The sequence below is a fragment of the Hyphomicrobium sp. 99 genome (assembly GCF_000384335.2).
GTDB lineage: Bacteria > Pseudomonadota > Alphaproteobacteria > Rhizobiales > Hyphomicrobiaceae > Hyphomicrobium_B.
Genome location: NZ_KQ031382.1, coordinates 3,332,302 through 3,350,880 on the forward strand (window position 1 = coordinate 3,332,302; position 18,579 = coordinate 3,350,880).

The 18,579-nt window shown below is 59.8% G+C and carries 18 protein-coding genes; 7 read left to right on the forward strand and 11 right to left on the reverse strand.

Annotated elements, in window-relative coordinates; translation table 11 throughout:
* Positions 1–16: 16 nt before the first annotated feature.
* From G359_RS16130 to G359_RS16145, 4 genes are all read right to left on the reverse strand, one after another.
* On the reverse strand, positions 17–823 hold the full coding sequence (locus tag G359_RS16130; RefSeq protein WP_045836952.1) for a hypothetical protein: 807 nt from the start codon (positions 821–823) through the stop codon (positions 17–19).
* A gap of 287 nt (positions 824–1,110) precedes the next feature.
* Entirely contained in the window at positions 1,111–1,314 is a 204-nt protein-coding gene (locus G359_RS16135) for a hypothetical protein (protein ID WP_045836953.1), read from the reverse strand.
* A gap of 136 nt (positions 1,315–1,450) precedes the next feature.
* Positions 1,451–1,726 (reverse strand): hypothetical protein, encoded by a 276-nt coding sequence (locus G359_RS16140; protein WP_045836954.1) that lies wholly within the window; start codon positions 1,724–1,726, stop codon positions 1,451–1,453.
* 89 nt (positions 1,727–1,815) lie between these two features.
* Positions 1,816–2,718 carry a DUF817 domain-containing protein gene (locus G359_RS16145; RefSeq protein WP_045838121.1) on the reverse strand — a complete coding sequence of 301 codons (903 nt, stop codon included), beginning with the start codon at positions 2,716–2,718 and terminating at the stop codon, positions 1,816–1,818.
* A 174-nt stretch (positions 2,719–2,892) separates the two neighbouring features.
* Between G359_RS16145 and G359_RS16150 the strand changes: the two genes are divergently transcribed.
* The 3 genes from G359_RS16150 to G359_RS16160 all read left to right on the forward strand — a co-directional run bounded on the left by G359_RS16150 (position 2,893) and on the right by G359_RS16160 (position 6,041).
* Positions 2,893–3,357, forward strand: coding sequence for a hypothetical protein (locus G359_RS16150; protein WP_156150798.1), 465 nt, complete (start codon positions 2,893–2,895; stop codon positions 3,355–3,357).
* Between the two features lie 268 nt (positions 3,358–3,625).
* Positions 3,626–5,800, forward strand: a complete 2,175-nt coding sequence (gene scpA / locus G359_RS16155; protein WP_045836956.1) for a methylmalonyl-CoA mutase — start codon at positions 3,626–3,628, stop codon at positions 5,798–5,800.
* A 34-nt stretch (positions 5,801–5,834) separates the two neighbouring features.
* Positions 5,835–6,041, forward strand: a complete 207-nt coding sequence (locus G359_RS16160; protein ID WP_045836957.1) for a hypothetical protein — start codon at positions 5,835–5,837, stop codon at positions 6,039–6,041.
* A gap of 532 nt (positions 6,042–6,573) precedes the next feature.
* Here the strand turns inward: G359_RS16160 and G359_RS16170 are convergent.
* Both G359_RS16170 and G359_RS16175 read right to left on the reverse strand, forming a co-directional pair.
* Positions 6,574–7,164, reverse strand: coding sequence for an HdeA/HdeB family chaperone (locus G359_RS16170; protein WP_045836959.1), 591 nt, complete (start codon positions 7,162–7,164; stop codon positions 6,574–6,576).
* A 294-nt stretch (positions 7,165–7,458) separates the two neighbouring features.
* Positions 7,459–7,893 (reverse strand): hypothetical protein, encoded by a 435-nt coding sequence (locus G359_RS16175; RefSeq protein ID WP_045836960.1) that lies wholly within the window; start codon positions 7,891–7,893, stop codon positions 7,459–7,461.
* Positions 7,894–8,214: 321 nt separating this feature from the next.
* Between G359_RS16175 and pip the strand changes: the two genes are divergently transcribed.
* Both pip and G359_RS16190 read left to right on the forward strand, forming a co-directional pair.
* Complete coding sequence (pip, locus tag G359_RS16185; RefSeq protein ID WP_045838122.1) at positions 8,215–9,159, forward strand: prolyl aminopeptidase; 945 nt, start codon at positions 8,215–8,217, stop codon at positions 9,157–9,159.
* A gap of 298 nt (positions 9,160–9,457) precedes the next feature.
* The gene (locus G359_RS16190; RefSeq protein ID WP_045836962.1) at positions 9,458–11,257 is read left to right on the forward strand and encodes a DEAD/DEAH box helicase; all 1,800 of its coding nucleotides are present in this window, start codon (positions 9,458–9,460) and stop codon (positions 11,255–11,257) included.
* A 138-nt stretch (positions 11,258–11,395) separates the two neighbouring features.
* Here G359_RS16190 and G359_RS16195 read toward each other — a convergent pair whose 3' ends face one another.
* From G359_RS16195 to G359_RS16215, 5 genes are all read right to left on the reverse strand, one after another.
* Positions 11,396–12,013 carry a Spy/CpxP family protein refolding chaperone gene (locus G359_RS16195; protein WP_045838123.1) on the reverse strand — a complete coding sequence of 206 codons (618 nt, stop codon included), beginning with the start codon at positions 12,011–12,013 and terminating at the stop codon, positions 11,396–11,398.
* Between the two features lie 198 nt (positions 12,014–12,211).
* Positions 12,212–12,715 (reverse strand): hypothetical protein, encoded by a 504-nt coding sequence (locus G359_RS16200; protein ID WP_156150800.1) that lies wholly within the window; start codon positions 12,713–12,715, stop codon positions 12,212–12,214.
* A gap of 398 nt (positions 12,716–13,113) precedes the next feature.
* A complete protein-coding gene (locus G359_RS16205) occupies positions 13,114–14,193 on the reverse strand; it encodes an efflux RND transporter periplasmic adaptor subunit (protein ID WP_245280068.1) in 1,080 nt (359 codons plus the stop codon).
* 118 nt (positions 14,194–14,311) lie between these two features.
* On the reverse strand, positions 14,312–14,530 hold the full coding sequence (locus G359_RS16210) for a DUF1656 domain-containing protein (RefSeq protein ID WP_045836963.1): 219 nt from the start codon (positions 14,528–14,530) through the stop codon (positions 14,312–14,314).
* A complete protein-coding gene (locus G359_RS16215; RefSeq protein WP_197077589.1) occupies positions 14,527–16,515 on the reverse strand; it encodes an FUSC family protein in 1,989 nt (662 codons plus the stop codon). Before G359_RS16215 ends, G359_RS16210 begins: the two co-directional genes overlap by 4 nt.
* 213 nt (positions 16,516–16,728) lie before the next feature.
* Here G359_RS16215 and ada point away from each other — a divergent pair, with 213 nt between their 5' ends.
* Together ada and G359_RS16225 are read left to right on the forward strand one after the other, a co-directional pair.
* On the forward strand, positions 16,729–17,832 hold the full coding sequence (gene ada, locus G359_RS16220; protein WP_156150801.1) for a bifunctional DNA-binding transcriptional regulator/O6-methylguanine-DNA methyltransferase Ada: 1,104 nt from the start codon (positions 16,729–16,731) through the stop codon (positions 17,830–17,832).
* A 274-nt stretch (positions 17,833–18,106) separates the two neighbouring features.
* The gene (locus G359_RS16225; protein WP_045836965.1) at positions 18,107–18,541 is read left to right on the forward strand and encodes a CBS domain-containing protein; all 435 of its coding nucleotides are present in this window, start codon (positions 18,107–18,109) and stop codon (positions 18,539–18,541) included.
* Positions 18,542–18,579: the final 38 nt, after the last annotated feature.

Sequence of the window (18,579 nt, forward strand, 5' to 3'; positions counted from 1 at the left end):
TCACGAGCGAGCTAAATCAGCAGCCGCAGAATTTTCCCCAGCACGTCCGTTCCCTCGTCGCGCAAGTTGAGATCTGCGGCTCCATCGACTGCCCGGGAATGCCGATCTGAAAGGCTTCCTTCGGGATGGTGCCTTGGTTGACCGCGGGCGGGTTCGGCGCGCCGACAATTACGAAACTGTTCGTTGAAGCAACGCGGCCACTTCTGGTTCGCTCCGCACTTTTCTTTTTGGGCTTACCCTGAGAGAAGTAGGACGACATCGCGTCGTCTTCCGCATCGACCGGCATTCCGAGACCCATAGCGGGCCGGAAGCGCTTCTCCGAACGCGGCCGGACCGTGGCCGAAGACTTCGTCTCCGTCTCGGCTGTCGCCTTCGCTGCCGTCTCCTCGGTCTCTTCCTGGGCGGCAGGAACTTCCGTCGCGGTCTGAGCGACCGTCGCAACCTTCATCGGATCGGCAAGAGCCACGGCAGGCTTTTCGGCCGGGTCCGGAACCGTAAGAGTCATCGCACTTTCGACGATCGCGGGCGTTGGTTGCGGACCTTGGTTGATCTCGATCTGGTGCCCTTCGGAAGCCACAGCGAATTTCGCACTCAGAGCTTCCGCCGCTGCGACGCGGTTCGATTCAACAAATTGCTCGGTGGCGAGCACAAATTGGCTGAAGCTCAAGATCGGCACGAACTCCGGAACCGTAATGATTTCTTGTTGAGGCAGTTGCCCGGCATCGGCCGCGTCGGCCTTGTTGCCTGCTCCGAATTGTAACGGAGCCGAAAAAGCCGATGCGGCGACCACGCCTCCGGCCACGATCAACGCTTTAAATTTCACGACGCATACCCCCACGCGATACATGGGACCACTCGTCCACTCCGGCCCGCACCGGCGCCGTGGCACCCTTTTCACAAATCGGAGTGGTTGGAAGCTCTCTTCCGTAACCCCCCATCTTCCCACGAGATAATTGGTCAGCAACCAAGGCAGGAGAATGGCCGACTTGCATGCTCCGTTTGAGCAACAGAGCAGCCCTGAAAACAAAAAATGCCGGCTCCGATGAAGAGCCGGCAAGGTGCTGGGGGAAGGAGCGAGGACGTCGGAGGAAATCGAAAAGTCGATCCGCGCTATTCGCGAGCGGACGTCGCGAACACAGCCATGATGCCGAGCATCGGAATGGAAGCGAGCACCGAAACGGCCGTCACCGCATACTCGTTGCCGCCTTCGGTCAGCGGCGAGAGGAGCGCTTGCGCGTCAGGCAGGGCAGCGACCACGACAGTCGCAACGGTGGTGATTGCTGCGGCAGCGGAAGCAACGACGATGCCCGACATGATTGTGATCCTCTCAAATGGCTTCAACAGCAGGTGATGTCTGATGAGAGGAAGAATGCGCTAATCGAACAGCCGCCGCTGTTCCGCTCGGGACACCTCTTCGAGGCACGCTCCGGTCGCCGGAATGGATCAGAAATTACTGCTTGCCGAGCTTCTCGATCTTCGCCGCCATGTCCGGAATGACCGTCATCCGATAAGACCCGTTCTCGCACTTGAGGATCCAAACTTCCTCGTTGGGTCTCGACGCCTTGTTGTTTTTTTCCGCGCCCTGCGGCTTATCGCAAGGAAAACCCTGCTGACGCACCTGCGCAGCGAGATCGAGGGCCGCGCCGCTACCAGCCGCTGATGCATTCGTTGCAACGGCTGTGACGGCGAGAAGCAAAGCAGTCGCGATATAGGGGGAGTGCGCCATGGAATCCGCTCCGAGGGAATAGCGCCCTATTGTACGGCAAAAGCGTTCCGGCGGAATGGTCCTACCCGAATTCGCAGTAAATAATGTCCTTAGCTATTCGTATTTGCCATCGCATTCGGCCGGTTGAGCCACGCGACAAGTGTATATGAAATCAACATCAGCAGAAACCACGATCCGAGCTTGCCGATCCCGACGGGCTCCCAACCGTGCCGCTGGTGGGGATAGGCCCACGCTGCGGTGAACGTCCCGATATTCTCCGCAAGCCAGATAAAAACTGCGACCAGGAGAAGTCCAAGCAGCAGCGGCATGTGCCGGTGTACCTTCCAGATCTTGTAGTAGACCGTACACGGCCCGATCAGGATGATCGCCGCTGCAAACAGTATCGGCCGCGCATCCCACACATAGTGATGGCCAAAGAAGTTCGCATAGATCGCGACACTCAAAATCCCCAGCGCCCAAACGGGCGGATGCCGCGTAAACCGGAAATCGAAGAGCCGCCAGCACCGGGCAATATACGAACCGATCGCCGCATACATAAATCCGGTGAATAACGGAACGCCGCCGATACGAAGAAAACTGGGCTCAGGATAAAGCCACGAACCGACCGAAGTCTTGAAAACCTCCATAACCGTGCCGACGATATGGAAGATGCAAATGACCTTCACCTCGTCGATGGTCTCGAGCTTGAAAGTGACCATCAGGATTTGAATGAGCACAGCCGCGACGACGAGGAAATCATAACGCGCGAGCATCGCCCCTTTCGGATAGAGAAGATGCGTCGCGATCAGCAGCACCAACATCGACGCTCCGAAAAGACAGGCCCACGCCTGTTTGACGCCAAAGCGAACGAACTCGTATGCAAAGTGAGCGCCACGCCCACGTGCCTCGGCCGCCTCCCCAAGCTCCGCTTCCCAATCGATGAAACGCGCGAGCGGCGCCCAGAGCCGAGCCGCACTCGTCTTAGGGTTCCTGTCGGAGACCTTGCGTTGCATGTCTGACCTTGGAAGAAGCGGTAAGGCGGGTTTACACATCAAGCCGAAGTTTGTGGCATTCTCGGCTCCGGAAGCGGCGTCCGGAAATGTCTTTGATTGACCGCCGCGTTTCCTCGTCCCCGCCACGGGCATGCGCAATCCGCGGTGCCGCCGGAAACGACACAGGATGTCATCATGGCCACGTCTCCGGCGCCGAACGCACATCCACAGGGCCATTCGCTCTTACGGCTGACGTTGATGGGGTTGCTCGCCGCCATCATTTCCGCACTCATCCCCGCGACAACGATGCTGGCGCTGTCCGACTACCAATTTTACGCGAGTCCCCATGTCGGCGAGGTCACGGGAACGGCCCTTCAGAATTACGCTGAAGATCTCCCGTCGGCTCTGGTGGCGGCATTCCTCTGGTATATTCCGATCGGCACATTCGTCTTTCCGCCGGTCGCGAAACTCGTCGGCGCGAACACGGGAAGCAGCCTGGCGAGGCTCATCAAGTTCATCGTGCTGGCAGCGGTCATCTGGCTGGTGGTTGGCGAGACAATCTACGTCGTGCTCTCGCCCCTCGCTCCAGCGCCGCCCGGCGTTCAGCAGAACGACCTGATCACCGCCGCTCTGAGCGGGGTGCTGTTCGCCGTCATTTAACGACCTTCTGCTCCGTCGCAGAGACTACCTTCTCGGCCCAAGACCGAGTTGAAGCGCCACCTTCCCGCGCCGGGCGGCCGCCCCAAGCCCGCACCGGCGGCCGCCCCAGGCCCGCGCCTGGCGGCCGGCTCCGCGCAGCGGAGTCGCCAGGCGCCAAGCAAGACGTCGCACGGCGATTGTCTGAGCACCCGGTTTTGCCGTACCGTGCCCCGAACCAATCCCGGGACCAATCCAGGACCCATCCTCTCATACCGGATCAGTGCCCTAAATGACGTCGATCCCGAATTTCGCACAGGTGCCTCTCGACCCTCCCGCGACCGGAAAGCCGGCTGCGAAGGCAACCGCTCCAGAGGCGCCCGTCTGGGAAACCCCCGAAGGGATCCCGGTGAAGCCGGTCTTCACCGATGAGGATACGGCCGGTCTCGACTTTATCGACGGCCTGCCCGGCATCGCGCCCTACGTGCGGGGGCCCTATCCGGCGATGTACGCACTGCAGCCCTGGACAGTCCGCCAATACGCCGGCTTCTCGACGGCGGAAGATTCGAACGCCTTCTATCGCCGCAACATCGCAGCCGGCCAGAAGGGCCTTTCCATCGCGTTCGATCTCGCGACCCATCGCGGCTACGATTCCGATCATCCGCGCGTGAAGGGCGACGTCGGCATGGCAGGCGTCGCGATCGATTCGATCTACGACATGCGCGTTCTGTTCGACGGCATTCCGCTCCAGGACATGACCGTCTCGATGACCATGAACGGCGCCGTGCTTCCCATTCTCGCCCTCTTCATCGTTGCGGGCGAAGAACAGGGCGTCTCGCCGCAAAAGCTCGCCGGAACCATTCAGAACGACATTCTGAAAGAGTTCATGGTGCGCAACACCTACATTTATCCGCCTGCGCCATCGATGCGGATCGTGTCCGACATCTTCGCCTACACCAGCGCGAACATGCCGAAGTTCAATTCGATCTCGATTTCCGGCTATCACATGCAGGAAGCGGGTGCGACGGCCGACCTCGAACTCGGCTACACGATCGCCGACGGCATCGAATACGCGCGCGCAGGCGTTGCAGCCGGTCTCGATATCGACGCCTTCGCGCCGCGCCTCTCGTTCTTCTGGGCGATCGGCATGAATTACTTCATGGAGATCGCCAAGATGCGCGCCGCGCGTCTCCTTTGGGCGAAGCTCATCAAGGAAGAATTCAATCCGAAGGACGCACGCTCGCTGTCGCTGCGTACCCATTCGCAGACGTCCGGATGGTCGCTGACCGCGCAGGACATCTTCAACAACGCGACGCGCACGTGCCTCGAGGCGATGGCCGCAACGCAGGGCCACACGCAGTCGCTGCACACGAACGGCCTCGACGAGGCGATCGCATTGCCGACGGACTTTTCCGCCCGCATCGCCCGCAATACTCAGCTGCTGTTGCAGCAGGAAAGCGGCACCACACGCACCATCGATCCGTGGGGCGGCAGCCACTACGTTGAGCGGCTGACGTATGAACTCGCGAAAAAAGCCCTGACCCACATCGAGGAAGTCGAAGCGCAAGGCGGCATGGCGAAGGCGATCGCCGCCGGCATCCCGAAGCTCCGGATCGAAGAAGCCGCCGCCCGCACGCAGGCCCGCATCGACAGCGGCCGCCAGACGATCACGGGCGTCAACAAGTACCAGATCCAAGGCGACCGCGAGGTCAACTTCCTCAAAGTCGATAACCGCGCCGTGCGCGAAGCGCAGCTCGCGAAGCTTGATCGCCTGCGCAGCGAACGCGTCGAAAGCGACGTCGAAGACGCGCTGAACGCGTTGACGGAAGGCGCGAAGGGCAACGCCAATTTGCTCGATCTCGCGGTGCAGGCGGCGCGTAAGAAGGCGACCGTCGGCGAAATCTCCTACGCGCTCGAAAAAGTCTTCACCCGCCACAAGGCCGAAATCCGCGCCATCAGCGGCGTCTATAAGAAGGAAGCGGCGATGAACCCGAGCGTTGATCGCGTCAAGAAACTGGTCGAAGCCTTCGACAAGAACGACGGCCGCCGGCCGCGCATTCTCATCGCCAAGCTCGGTCAGGACGGTCATGACCGCGGGCAGAAGGTCATCGCGTCCGCGTTTGCCGATTTGGGCTTCGACGTCGATATCGGACCGCTGTTCGCAACGGCCGACGAAGCAGCCCGCCAAGCCGTCGAAAACGACGTGCACGTGGTCGGCGTGTCATCGCTGACCGCCGGACACCTGACGCTCGTGCCTGAGCTGAAAGCCGCACTCGACAAGGAAGGCCGCGGCGATATCATGATCGTCGTCGGCGGCGTCATCCCGCCGTCCGACTATGAGGAGCTTTTCCGCTCCGGCGCAAAAGCAGTGTTCGGCCCCGGCACCAACATCCCCGAAGCCGCCGCCGATCTCGTTGAAAAGCTCAACGCCCAGTTGGGGTACGCGGACAAACAGGCGGCGGAGTAGTCCCCGCTTTTCCCTTTTACAAAAGGTACCCGTCATGGCCTTCGACCAGCTCAAGCTGGAGATCTCGATGCTTCTCACCGAGATGCAGAACGAGCCCCAGGACAGACACGAAATTTATCTCTCGCTCAGAGAAAAGCTGAGCCAGATCAAAGCAACCGGCATGCCTCTGCCGGAGGATCTCGTGAAGCTCGAGCACGAGCTTGAAGAAGAATTCGCCAGCGAACAGCGAGACGGAGAATAATAGCCCGTCCCACCGCCAAGCGGCCGCCTCGTCGCTCGGCCCCATCCCCACCGTCATCCCGGCGAAGAGCCTGCCCCGGCGAAGGCCGGGGCCGGGACCCACGACAACGTGCAGCGCATTCTCATGTGCTGTCCGTGCGGAGCGAACCGCGTTTTCAGTTTCGTCGAAGCTTGTCTGGGTGCCGACCCCCGTCGGCATGACGACGGTGGCGATGCTGAACCGCGGCAGAACCCAAAAATTCCGTCATCCCGGCGCAGAGCCTGCCCCGGCGAAGGCCGGGGCCGGGATCCACGACAACGTGCAGCGCATTCTCACGTCCTGTCCGTGCGGAGCGAACCGCGTTTTCAGTTTCGTCGAAGCTTGTCTGGGTGCCGACCCCCGTCGGCATGACGACGGTGGCGATGCTGAACCGCGGCAGAACCCAAAAATTCCGTCATCCCGGCGAAGGCCGGGATCCGTCCAAGCCTCCGCATAGCGGTCGCTGATCGTCATCTGGGTGCCGGCCTACGCCGGCATGACGGAAAGTCCTGGCTTACTCCCCGTCGCCTTCTTCGCCCATGAACTTCTCGCTGGCGGTGAAGAGACCCATCTCTGGATTCTCAGCGCAGTAGGTCGCCATCTTGGTGACGCTCTCGCCAAACTTGTCCATATCGATGATCTTGCTCTTGGCGATGCTCGCATGATAGCCGGCGAGCCACATCAGGATCTGCCCGAGCCCATCTGTCTCGTCATCCTTGGTGGTGTTGACGGCCTCGCACTTCAGAATCGCCAAATCGATGGCTTTCGGCGTCTGGTCCGCGGAGTTCTCGCCCATGAATTTCTCGGACGCAGACATGACGCCGACATCAGGGTTCTGCCCGCAGAATTCGGTCGTCTTTGAAAACTCTTTCGACAGGTTGTCGAAATCGACGACCGTGCCCTGCTCCCCCGTCGCCTGATAGCCTGCCATCCAATAGAGAATGACGGTCGCGCCATATACCGCGACTTTGTCGGACGACTGCGCTTTGGCATTGAGGTCGCGACATGTCAGCGTCGAGGCGTCGATCTCTTCGGCCGAGGCGGAATTGAAAGACGTTGCGAGCAACAGCATGGCTGTCACCGCGCCGAGAAAAGTGCGCATCATGGGTAGGCTCCGAGAATGACGATTTAGAGAGGCAGGCATGGCCGCTGAAAGGTCCACCTCGCACCTCGAACCGGACCCGCGTTGCGGAATGTCCTCCGAGTGCGAATCAGCGACGAAATCAAAATACAATAAGATGCATGCGCCGCGCATGTGAGAAATGCACGGAGCGAGCACGATGATGCTCGGAGCCAATCACGAAGACAACCGCAGCGCGCAGGATTTTCAGAATGAAAAAGTATGCCGATCAATCGGCCGGCAACCGGCGCGCGAACTCCGCGCGCCGCAGGCGCAATATTAGCGCTTACTCAGATTGAAAAACGCCGTGCCTGCTTCGCCCGAAAGCCGAACGCTCTGGCTCCGTCCATTGACAGTGATACGGATCTGGCCGCCCGTATTGTATTGCTCATTGAAGAAGCTTCCGACGTAGCTATTTGCACCGACCCTGGTCAGTTCTGCGGACTGATCGACCCTGGCTGACGCTGTCGCGCACGACGCCGACATTATATAGCTCGTCGCGCCGGTCTTCGCGAAATGCGCTCGGCATCTTGCTGATTCCTTGGAGCCGGAAGAAAAGTTGATCGAGCCATTCCCGGACCATGTTCCGACGAGTGTCGCGGCGTCTGCCCGCGCGGCGGTAAAGGCCGCCAAGCTCATACCCAGGGCTGCAGCAAGCGTTACGCCTATCGCCGATGCACGGTGCGTATTCCGAAGAAGTTCGCTCTGGATCATATTTTACTCCATTGAGATCGGCGGGTGATCATCATAACGCACCACGATCCGTTTTGTGGCGTGGGAGCACGTAGGTATCGTCTCGATTTTCGTCAATTGGTTCGAACCCGGAAACCAGGAGTTTCGAGGGCCTTGCCGGTCCGGCTATAAGACGCATCACGAAAGCCCTCTCAGCGCCGCAATTCCGGAACCTCGCATGCGCACCGTGACGGTCCTACGACGACCCGCCAAGACTCCGGTTGTCATTCCGTTTGCGATGGTTGCGAGCGCCTTACCGGCTGATCTTGCCGTTTATGAAAAAGCGTGCTCAGCAATTTGATGATGAAGACTCTCCCTGAATCGTTCCGCCCCTTCGATGCCCGCATGCTGAACGTCGGCGACCGGCATTGGATCTATGTCGAGGAGGTCGGCAAGAAAGGGGGACGTCCCATCGTCTTTCTGCACGGCGGGCCCGGAAGCGGCTCCCAGGCACTCCACCGAACACTGTTCGATCCGGCGCGCGATCACGTCTTTCTGATTGATCAGCGCGGCGCCGGCCGCAGCCATCCGTATCTCTCTTGCGAAGCCAACACGACGAAACACCTGATCGCCGACCTGGAACGGGTTCGCGAGCATTTCGGTATCGAAAAGTGGCTGCTGGTCGGCGGCTCCTGGGGTTCGACCCTTGCCCTCGCCTACGCCGAGCAGCATCCCGGCAGAGTTTCGGGACTTGTTCTGCGCGCGATCTTTCTCGGCACGGACGAAGAGGTTCGCTGGGCCTTCGTTGATGGACCCAAGGTTTTCCGTCCTGAGCTGTTTGAGGCCTTCTGCAATCATCTCCCGCCCGGCGAGCGACACGATCCCCTCGCGGCCTACATCAGGCGATTGACCGATCCCGATCGCGCCGTGCAAACCCCATCTGCACACGTCTGGTTTGCCTACGAGCGCGCCTTGTCCGAACTAGCACCCAAACACGCCGTCCTGCCGGAGAACGTCGCGAGCGACGCCCGCCTGCCCCCGACGTCCATCTTCGAGGCGCACTACATCAAGAACAGCTTCTTCCTGGAGCCCGGAGAACTGTTGGCAAACGCATCCCGGCTAGCAGGCATACCGGGCACCATCGTCCAGGGCCGATATGATCTTCTATGCCCACCGAAGAACGCTTATGCACTCGCCGCCCGGTGGCCGGACGCCCATTTGGAGATCACCGATCACGCCGGACATTCGATGACGGAGCCGGGAGTCATGGCAGCCATGCGCCGCGCAATTGCGGACGATCATCGTTGATCCGCCAACGCCTTGCGCCCGCAAGGGCTTGAAAGATTTGCCGATATCGGCCGCGTCAGAGACGCACGCGGATCCGGAATTGCTTGACTTTTAATCCAAACGCCACGATACACCGCTCATTGCTCTTCGATGGCGCTCGGGTCCTCGTGCCACTTTAAGCGGTTCAATCACCGCGCTCGACCCTGCATTGAGATCAATCCTTATAGACAAGGCCGCACCCCGACAGCGCCGGTGTGGGCCATGGGACAAACCTCGGCACAGGATGCGCGGGGGGCGAAGCCCTTGGGACTTTTTCACTTTGACAACACAGACTTTCGAGGCTTTCGGATTTGCCGAGCCTCTTTCGCGTGCCCTTACGCAATGCGGGTACACGACGCCGACTCCTATTCAGCAGCAGGCACTCCCGCCGCAGCTGGAAGGCCGCGACCTCCTCGGCATGGCCGAGACGGGTTCAGGTAAAACCGCAACCTTTCTTATTCCGATCCTGAACAAGATTGCTGCAGAGGGACTCGAGCCGGGCTGGAAGCAAGTCGTTGCTTTGATCCTCGCGCCGACCCGCGAGCTTGCAGTCCAGATCGATCAGGAAGTTGCAAAACTTGCGCGTAACATGAACATCCGCCGCGCGGTCGTTCTTGGCGGCGTGAGCAAGGGCCCGCAGATCAACGCGCTGAAGCGCGGCGTTCATGTCCTTGTTGCGACCCCGGGCCGTCTGCTCGATCACGTCAACATGAGAAGCTGCGATCTTTCCGGCGTGCAGACGCTGGTCATCGACGAAGCCGATCGCATGTTCGACATGGGCTTCATCCGCGACATCAACAAGATCGTTTCGCTGATCCCGCAGAAGCGTCGTACCGCACTGTTTTCGGCGACGATGCCCACCGAGATCAAGAAGTTCGCCTACGACATTCTGCAGGACCCCTACCGCATCGACCTGTCGTCGAAGACCATCGTCGTCGATCGGATCGATCAGAAGGTCATGATGGTCAGGTCGGCTGAGAAGCAGAGCCGCCTCCACACCATTCTTGCCGACGAAGAAGCCAAGCGCGTCATCGTCTTCACGAGAACGAAGCGTGGCGCGGACCGCGTTGCCGACCGGCTTGCGATGGCGGGCATCAGCTCGTCTGCATTCCACGGCAACAAGGCTCAAAACGCCCGTCAGCGCGCACTCAACGATTTCACGTTGGGACACATCCGCGTTCTCGTGGCGACCGACATCGCCGCCCGCGGTATCGACGTTTCGAACATCACGCACGTCGTCAACTTCGATATGCCGCTCGATCCGGAAACCTACGTGCACCGCGTCGGCCGTACGGCCCGTAAGGGCACGACGGGCATCGCGATCTCGCTGTGCGATCCGTCAGAGCGTGGCGAAATCCGCGCCATCGAGAAGATGATGAAGCAGCCGATCGTCGTTATCGACGATATCGGCGGCGAAGTCCTCCCGATGCCGGAACGACGCCGTGACGACGACGCTCCGCGCCGCTCAGGCCCACCTCGCGCGGCTCGCGGTGGCGAAGGCCATCGTGGTCGTCCGGGCTTCCAGGGCGGAGCCGGCCGGCCCCGTTCCGAGCGTCCGGCTGGTGATCGCCCCCGTCCAGAACGTAGACCCTACGATCCCGCAGCCTCGATCGCGGGCCCCTCGGCGGAAGGTGCTGCCAAATTTGGCGTCGCTGACCGGCGCTCGGCCGACCGTCCCCGTCAGGATGGCCCCCATCGCGGCCCGCGTCAGGGTGAGCAGCGTCAGGGCGAACATCGCGCAGGCGGACATCGCCAGGGCGAACACCGCCCAGGTGCACCGCGCGGCGAGCATCGCGGCGAATATCGTGGAGACGCCCGCCCGGCACGTCATGCCGATGGTGCGCGTCACGCAGATGGCGTCCGTCATGCAGATGGCGCTCGCCCGGACCGCAACCATGGCCCAGCCGGACGTCATCGTGACGAAACCGGCACTGCCAAGCGCGAAGGCGGACACGGACCGAGAAAGCCCCATCATGGCGGCGGCGAAGGCCGTCCCACATGGAAGGGCGGATCGGACGCTCCGAAATTCATGAAGCGCCGTGAAGACGGTGATCGCAACCGCGATCGTACCGCGCGCTAAATTGCTTCGGCCCTGGCGGCCGGCTCTCCGGAGGAGAGTCGCCAGGGCCAAACAAAAAGCCCGGCCCATAAAAAAGGCCGGGCTTATTCGTGCCCGGCAAGTTGGGGAACCGTGAAAGTCCGTCAGCTTGAGCTTGGCTCAGCCCTTCTTGTCCGGAGGACCGCGATCGTCGCCGTCGTCATCATGCGCAGGCCCGTGACCACCTTTGCCTTCATGGCCGGACCAGCCGCCATGACGGCCGCCCGGACCCCATCCACCCGCAAACCGGTGCCCATGATGGCCACCCGGCATGAGCTGGTGTATCAGCGGCCGCAGGACATCCTTCTGAGCATCAGAGAGCGAAGCGTAGAATGGTGAGAACGCAGTCGAGAACGCTTTCATGCGGTCGGCCCGCTCGCTCATCCGCTCGCTGACTTTCTGGAAGCGGTCAGCAAGATCGGGGCGCTTTTGCTCGCCACCCTTCTCCTGCTCGGCCTTGCGCTCCTCGCGCTTCTTCTTCCACTCTTCCATCCGCGCTTGCCGGGCTTTGAACCCTTCGCGAACTTGCGTTTCGACCGGAGCCCAAAGCTTCTCCTGATCGGGCGTGAGCTGTAGCGCGGTTTTCACCATCGCCAGCCTGCCCTCTTCAAGACGCGAACGGGTTTCGGGCGTCATATTCCAACCGGCCTTGTCAGCCGTCTTTGCGATAGCAACGGTCGCGGGAACTGCGACAACGGCCGCGAGTGCGATCCATGTACCGCGAGATAAGGTCTTCATTGGCGTCTCCTTCAGGCCGGGGATAGGCAAGGGGCATTTGCCGGCCGTCGGGGTAACAACGGGGACGCACAGCTGATCCGTCGCTGCCACGCGCATTACGTGAGCGCTAAAATTCAGCTGAACAAAATGAACAAATCGAGGGAAATTTAGAGGTCTTTGGCCTCATCCCTGCTCGATTCTGAATGAACCTTGAAAGCTTTAGTTTGTCCGGTTGATGACGACCGGCTCATGGGGATTTTGCGACGGCATGAGCGGCACGTCCGCGGCGGCAGCCTTTCCGGGCTTCGCGCTTGTGTCGATTTTTTGACCCGGGTTCTGCATCGGACCGCCAAGCGACGTTTGAGGCGCAAGCGGAATGCGAACCGGCTTGTCCGCCGGCTGCGCATAAACGACAGGGTCGCGCCCAGCGAAGCATCCGGCGACGCAAATCACCAGATCTTCGTTCGGCCGGGATGCGATCAACTTCCGAACGAGAAAATTGTCCGGCCCCGCGAGTCTCTGCGTGCCGAAGCCATCCTCGGGGATCGTGTTGAGATTTTTCGCCGAACCTAGCGGATCAGCATCGGCACCCGCGGCTTCCAGCTGCGAACCCTCCGCAGCGGCACCATCCGTTTCGACGTTGTCTGCGAGAACCCGTGTCAGCGGCACGGCCACAACGAGGATAGCGAAGGCGGCACCGCCCAATAACCACGACCGACGCATGACAGACGGCTCCAAATCTGAACAGATTTCGAAGGACTGTGCCGTAGCGGAGTAAACAAAGGCTTACCCGCCAACGCGTCGAGGGACAGTTTCAAACATTGCAGGGAAACGACAATGACCCGGCCTATTCGTCGAGCAGTCCGTTGGACCGGTTGCAGCGGTGGACGTTCACGACAGTGACAGTCCGCCCCCGTCTGTCCTGGACTTCTCGAGCCCGCTGTTGACGCCGTGCGTAACGCCGCGCCAATTCCTCGTTGGACGCGAGCTTCATTTTCTCGGCAATGCTTTGCGAAAAAAGCAACATGGAACTGATCCTCAAGTTTGCCGGACAACAGCAGGAGCCACCCTCAGTTCCTTCTATTTTGAAATAATCTCGACGCGCACGGCCTGACGAGTGTTCAACGTCCGTGAGCGGTGTTCTTATGGTGCTTATCGCTCTTACGGCTCTTATCGCTCGTATTGGTGTTCTCGCTTTTTTCGTTCTTGTCGCCGTCAGTGCTCTTATCGCCCGTCTGTTTTTCGGCCTCCGGCATTTGCACCGCAGGCTTCGGCGCTTCAGGCTTTTGAACTTCAGGCTTCTTGGGTTCGGGCTTCTTGGGTTCGGGCTTCTGAACCTCGGGCTTAGCCACTTCGGACTTCGGCTCAATCTCGACTGTCGCCGTCATCCCGATGACAAGACGCAAATCCTCTGGGACATCTTCGAAATGAATCCGCACTGGAACGCGTTGCGCCAGTCTTACCCAAGTGAAGATCGGATTGACGGTCGCAAGCCCGCTGTTACCTGGCGTCGCGTTTGAGACCACGATACCACGAGCGACGCTGTCGACGCGTCCGTGTAAAACCTTGTTATAGCCGAGCAGCCAGATCCTCGCGGGATCGCCCTCACGAATTTGATTGACCGCAGTCTCTTCAAAATAGCCGTCGAGCCAAAACGAATCCGCGTCTACGATGGACATGGCCTGCTGACCCGCCGTCGCGAAATCGCCCTGCCGTATCAGCAGATTCGTAATCCATCCATTCACCGGTGATCGCAGCTCCGTGCGCTCTAGGTTGATATTTGCCTGTGTAAGGTTGGCATTCTGCTGGGCGAGCGTGGCTTCGGCCATCTGCGCCGACGACGTAAACGTTTGTTTCTCTTCGATCGAAGTCGCGAGATCCGACAGCGCATTCCGTCGCGCTTGCTGCGCTTTCTTGTTTGCAAGATCAGCCTCGGCCTGCTTGATGCCCGCTTTGGCGAGATCCACTGCAACATGGAAGTCGCGTGGATCGATCTTCATCAGCAAATCGCCCTTTCGGACGAATTGATTATCTTTGATGGGAAGTTCGACCACCGTTCCCGATACTTCGGGCGCGAGCCTAACGACATAGGCGCGTACGGTCCCGTCGCGTGTCCACGGCTTCCCCATATAATTCTGCCACAAGATCCACACGGCCCCAGCCGCAACCGCCGCCATAGCGAGCGTTGCAAGTATCGGCAATATCCGCAGCCGCCTCTTTACCGACGGCGGGTCGTATACAGTTGTCGTCTCCCGTCCGACTGGCTTGGCGGGCGCCAACTTCCGGGTGGTTGATGCGATCTCCGTCATGATGCCCAAACTAGTTATAAATTCTAAGGTGTCCAAAAATCAGGACCGTGGCCGTCAGGACGATTAGAAATAACGAAAATTCGAAGAGGGCCGGATGCCATACGCGGCGCATCCAGCCGAACTCCACCGCGATCACGCGCAACGCCATCGTAATCGCGAAGGCCAGCACCATCAGCGGTACAAACGGCGAAATGAGAACGCCCAGAATGTTGATTTCGACGAAGCTCATGACGGCTGACTACCGAAATAATCGCTCTGACGGTCAACGGCTTCGGCGATGGCAAGCAACATCGCCCGCGCTCGCATCCGCCCGCGCATGCCGGATTGATCATGGGGGATCGACGCGATCTCCTTGTCAAGATCTTCCAATGTGTACTGAACTCTCGGTAAATCTCCGGCGGCTAAGGCCGAGAGAACGTCCGAAATTTCCGCTCGGATCCGGCCATACGTCGCCAAGTGCCGTAATCGGATGACCTGCACGCCGACCGTCAGCGTAGTCGCCAACCGCGATCGCTGAACGGGCTCGGACTCTTCAGGAAGCGCCGCCAACCGCGAGTACATCCGCCCCTGCCACTGTCTGAACGTCCAGTGCCGTTGCCCGGCGGCCAGACGCCGGAGGTCGCGAATGGACAAGTCGACCAGACGCTGCGCCCGGAAACTGGGAGACGGCTGAGGTATGAGCAGAAGCGCAACGGCTCCCGCTAGGCAGCCGGCCACAAGACCGAACGCAGCGTTCAGGTAGGCATCAGGATCGAAAACCATCACGTTCGTCGGTGCAAGAAGCGGCACGAAATTGACCGTTCCAGCGATCAAGTAAGGCGCGAGAGAGGGCACGGTCGACAACGCCCCAATCGGGACGAGCGCAATCGATAAAATGAGACTGAATGCGAGAAACGTCTCGTGATTGATCAGCGCCGTAAACTTGAGGATACCGGCAGCCACCGCCGCGAACAGAGTGCCGATCACCAGCCCCAGTGCGGCTTTGGCGGACCCCTCCAACATTGGCGAGAACAGCATGATCGTCACCGCCGTAAACGTCACGGCGTAAAGTCCGCTCGGCCATTGAGAGACGATCCAATAGATCACCACAACACCGACGCCAATGAAAACGCGCAAGGCATTGACGAGAGCCGGAAGATAATCGGCAACGACGATGCTTGGAATGCGGACAACATCGCGCGCATGCGCTGGATCGGATAATAGTGCGAGCCCGTTAGCTGCAGCCTCAAGGCCCGACGCAACTTCCGCGCTCGCGTCTGCCGCAAGTCGCAACGATACATCGTCAGTCTTGATAGCCATGAATTTACGGACCAGCCGCGCTTCCGCATCCCGATCGTGCGCTGGCGCGCGGCTCCAATCCGGAGGAAGCTCCTGCGCAAACACCGCCGCAATGCGATGCGCCTCGGCCGGAGAAAGCCCGCGCAGATGCGTCTCCGCGACTCGCGCGCCGGAAAGGGCTGAAAACAAGCCATCTATCGCGACGCGAAGTATGGATCTCCTCTGCAAGATTTCGGCCGACTCGCCTGCTGCCTGATCGACGACGGGGACGAGAGCCGATATTCGCTTTATGAGAACGCGCCTCGCCTCAGGACCTGTGGCGTTCCACGGATCGACGAGTATCCGCTCGAACTGTTGAGCAATCTCTTCAATGAGCTGCGATAATAACATTCGCAACCGCTGAGGCGAGTTGCCGAGGTCTGTCAAAGCGACCACCAACGTTCCGCAGACGATACCTATACTGATTTCAGAGGCGCGATTGATGGCGATGAAGAAGATCTGGTCCGGATCCGGTATGGAATTGTTGGCGATGATGATCAGCGTATATCCCGCCAGCAAAGCCGCATAGGATGCAAAGTTCTTCAACAAGGTCGAAACGAAAGAGCAGGCAGCCGCCCAGACGAGCATTGCGAACAGAAATCCGAAGCGATCCTGCGGAAAGATAGCTGTGAGCACCACCGAAGCAACCGCACCGACGATCGTTCCAATCAACCGAAACACGCCTTTGAGCAGCGACGATCCGACGATCGGCTGGCAGACGATCGCGGCCGATGTTCCGGCCCAGTAAGGCGTATCGAGTTCCAGATAGAATGCCGTGAAGAGCGCGAGGCACACCGCAGTTGCCAAACGCAACCCAAAGAGCAGCGCCGGGACGGCTGTGGCTATGAAGTTCGAAAAACCGCCACCAGGTCTTTCCTGAGCTACCGAGGATGTCATTGCGTCCATCGAGATCAAGACTGCCCGGACTCGGGCCATAAAACATAAGAGAATTTCGGTTCCGAGATGTTAAGAGATCGTGCTTCGATGTTAGTCTCATTCCCGGTTGGCGTCAGGCTGATGATAAAGGTGGCGCTGAGCAGCAATCTCCGAGCAATTTGAGAGCAAGGACCGGAGTGCAGGCGGCAAAACCCTCAGCTATCCTCCGCAGCCATGAAGACAAGATCAGCGAACTCGATGCTCCGCACGCAGGAAAAGCCGAAGCGATCACTCCCGGCCGAAGACGATGCGGCCTTCTGGGACGCAGTCAAAACGCGTGATCGCGCGTTCGACGGAAAAGTCTTCTATGCAGTTGCGAGCACTGGAATCTACTGCCGCCCGTCGTGCCCGGCGCGGCTGCCGCAACGGAAAAACGTCTCATTTTATGCCAGCTGTCGCGAAGCCGAAGCCGCCGGCTTTCGGCCATGCAAGCGATGCAAGCCCAACGAAACATCACTGCATGACCGCCACGTGGCCAAAGTTGCAATGGCATGCCGCATCATCGAGGACGCGGACGAGCCCCCGTCGCTTGACGAACTCGCCACAGCGGCGGAACTCAGCCCATACCATTTTCATCGGGTATTCAAAGCCATGACAGGATTGACCCCGAAGGCTTACGCCGCGGCGCACCGCCAGAAGCGCCTGCAGGCCAAGCTCCCGAAAAGCAGTTCCGTCACCGAAGCCATCCACGATGCAGGCTTCAACTCCAGCGGCCGCTTCTACGCAGACTCCGCTGCAGTTCTGGGCATGACGCCAACCGAGTTTCGGTCCGGCGGCGAAAACGCCGAACTGCGCTTCGCCATAGGCCAGTGCTCGCTCGGCTCAATTCTTGTCGCCAGCAGCGACAAGGGAATTGCAGCCATTTTCTTGGGCGACGATCCCGAAGCGCTTCTGCACAATCTCGAAGACCGCTTTCCAAAGGCCAAGCTGATCGGTGGCGATCACACCTTCGAGGACACCATGGCGAAGGTCATCGGCCTAGTGGAAGCGCCCGGCACGGCCCATGACCTTCCACTCGATGTGCGCGGGACGGCCTTTCAACATCGCGTCTGGCAAGCTCTCCGTGAAATACCGAGCGGAACAACGGCCACCTATTCGGAGATCGCCGAGCGGATCGGAATGCCCAAAGCCGTGCGCGCAGTTGCTGCGGCGTGCGCAGCAAACAAAATTGCCATCGCCATTCCCTGCCACCGCGTCGTCCGCAACGATGGCTCACTCTCGGGTTATCGTTGGGGCGTGGATCGCAAACGCACCCTGCTCGCACGCGAAGCAAAATGACAATTCGCGCGAACCGGACCTGCGGGTCAGCGGGCGCGAAACTTCGGCATCGCGCGCGCGATTAGGTCCAAAAATTTTATCGATCATGAATTCACTTCCGAAAATCGGAAGGATGTCAAAATTTTTGCAGCAACTCGTTTGTCAACTGACGAGATGACGGGCAACACGCGGGCCATCACAAATAAGTTCTCAGGCGACGATGAAGCAACCCTTGACCTTCAACCCCGATGAGGTCCCACTAAGAGTTTTCGGAGCGTAACCCCGGAGACGAGCGATGAAGGTTGCAAACATTTTGGAGGTCAAGGGTCCCGAAGTCATGACTGTGCGGCCCAGCGATACTATTCGCGACGTCGCTCACCGGCTCGTGGAGGAAAACGTCGGCGCCTTGGTCGTGAGCAACGCGGAAGGCACACTCGACGGTATCATCTCGGAACGAGATATTTCACGTGGGGTTGCATTTCATGGCTCAAACATCGGCGCGATGCTTGCGTCCGATCTTATGACCAGAGGTGTTATAACGTGCGCGCCGGACGATCCCATTTCGGATACCGCGAGGGTTATGACCAACCGCAGGATCCGGCATCTTCCGGTGCAAGACGGCACGCGTATCGTCGGCATCATCAGCATCGGTGACATTTTGAAATACCGGCTCGACGAAGTGATGCTCGAGACGCGCGTGTTGCGAGACATCGCGATGGCAACCCGCTGATTTGCGATCCGCTGATGTTCGCGGCTTGAAAGCGTGCG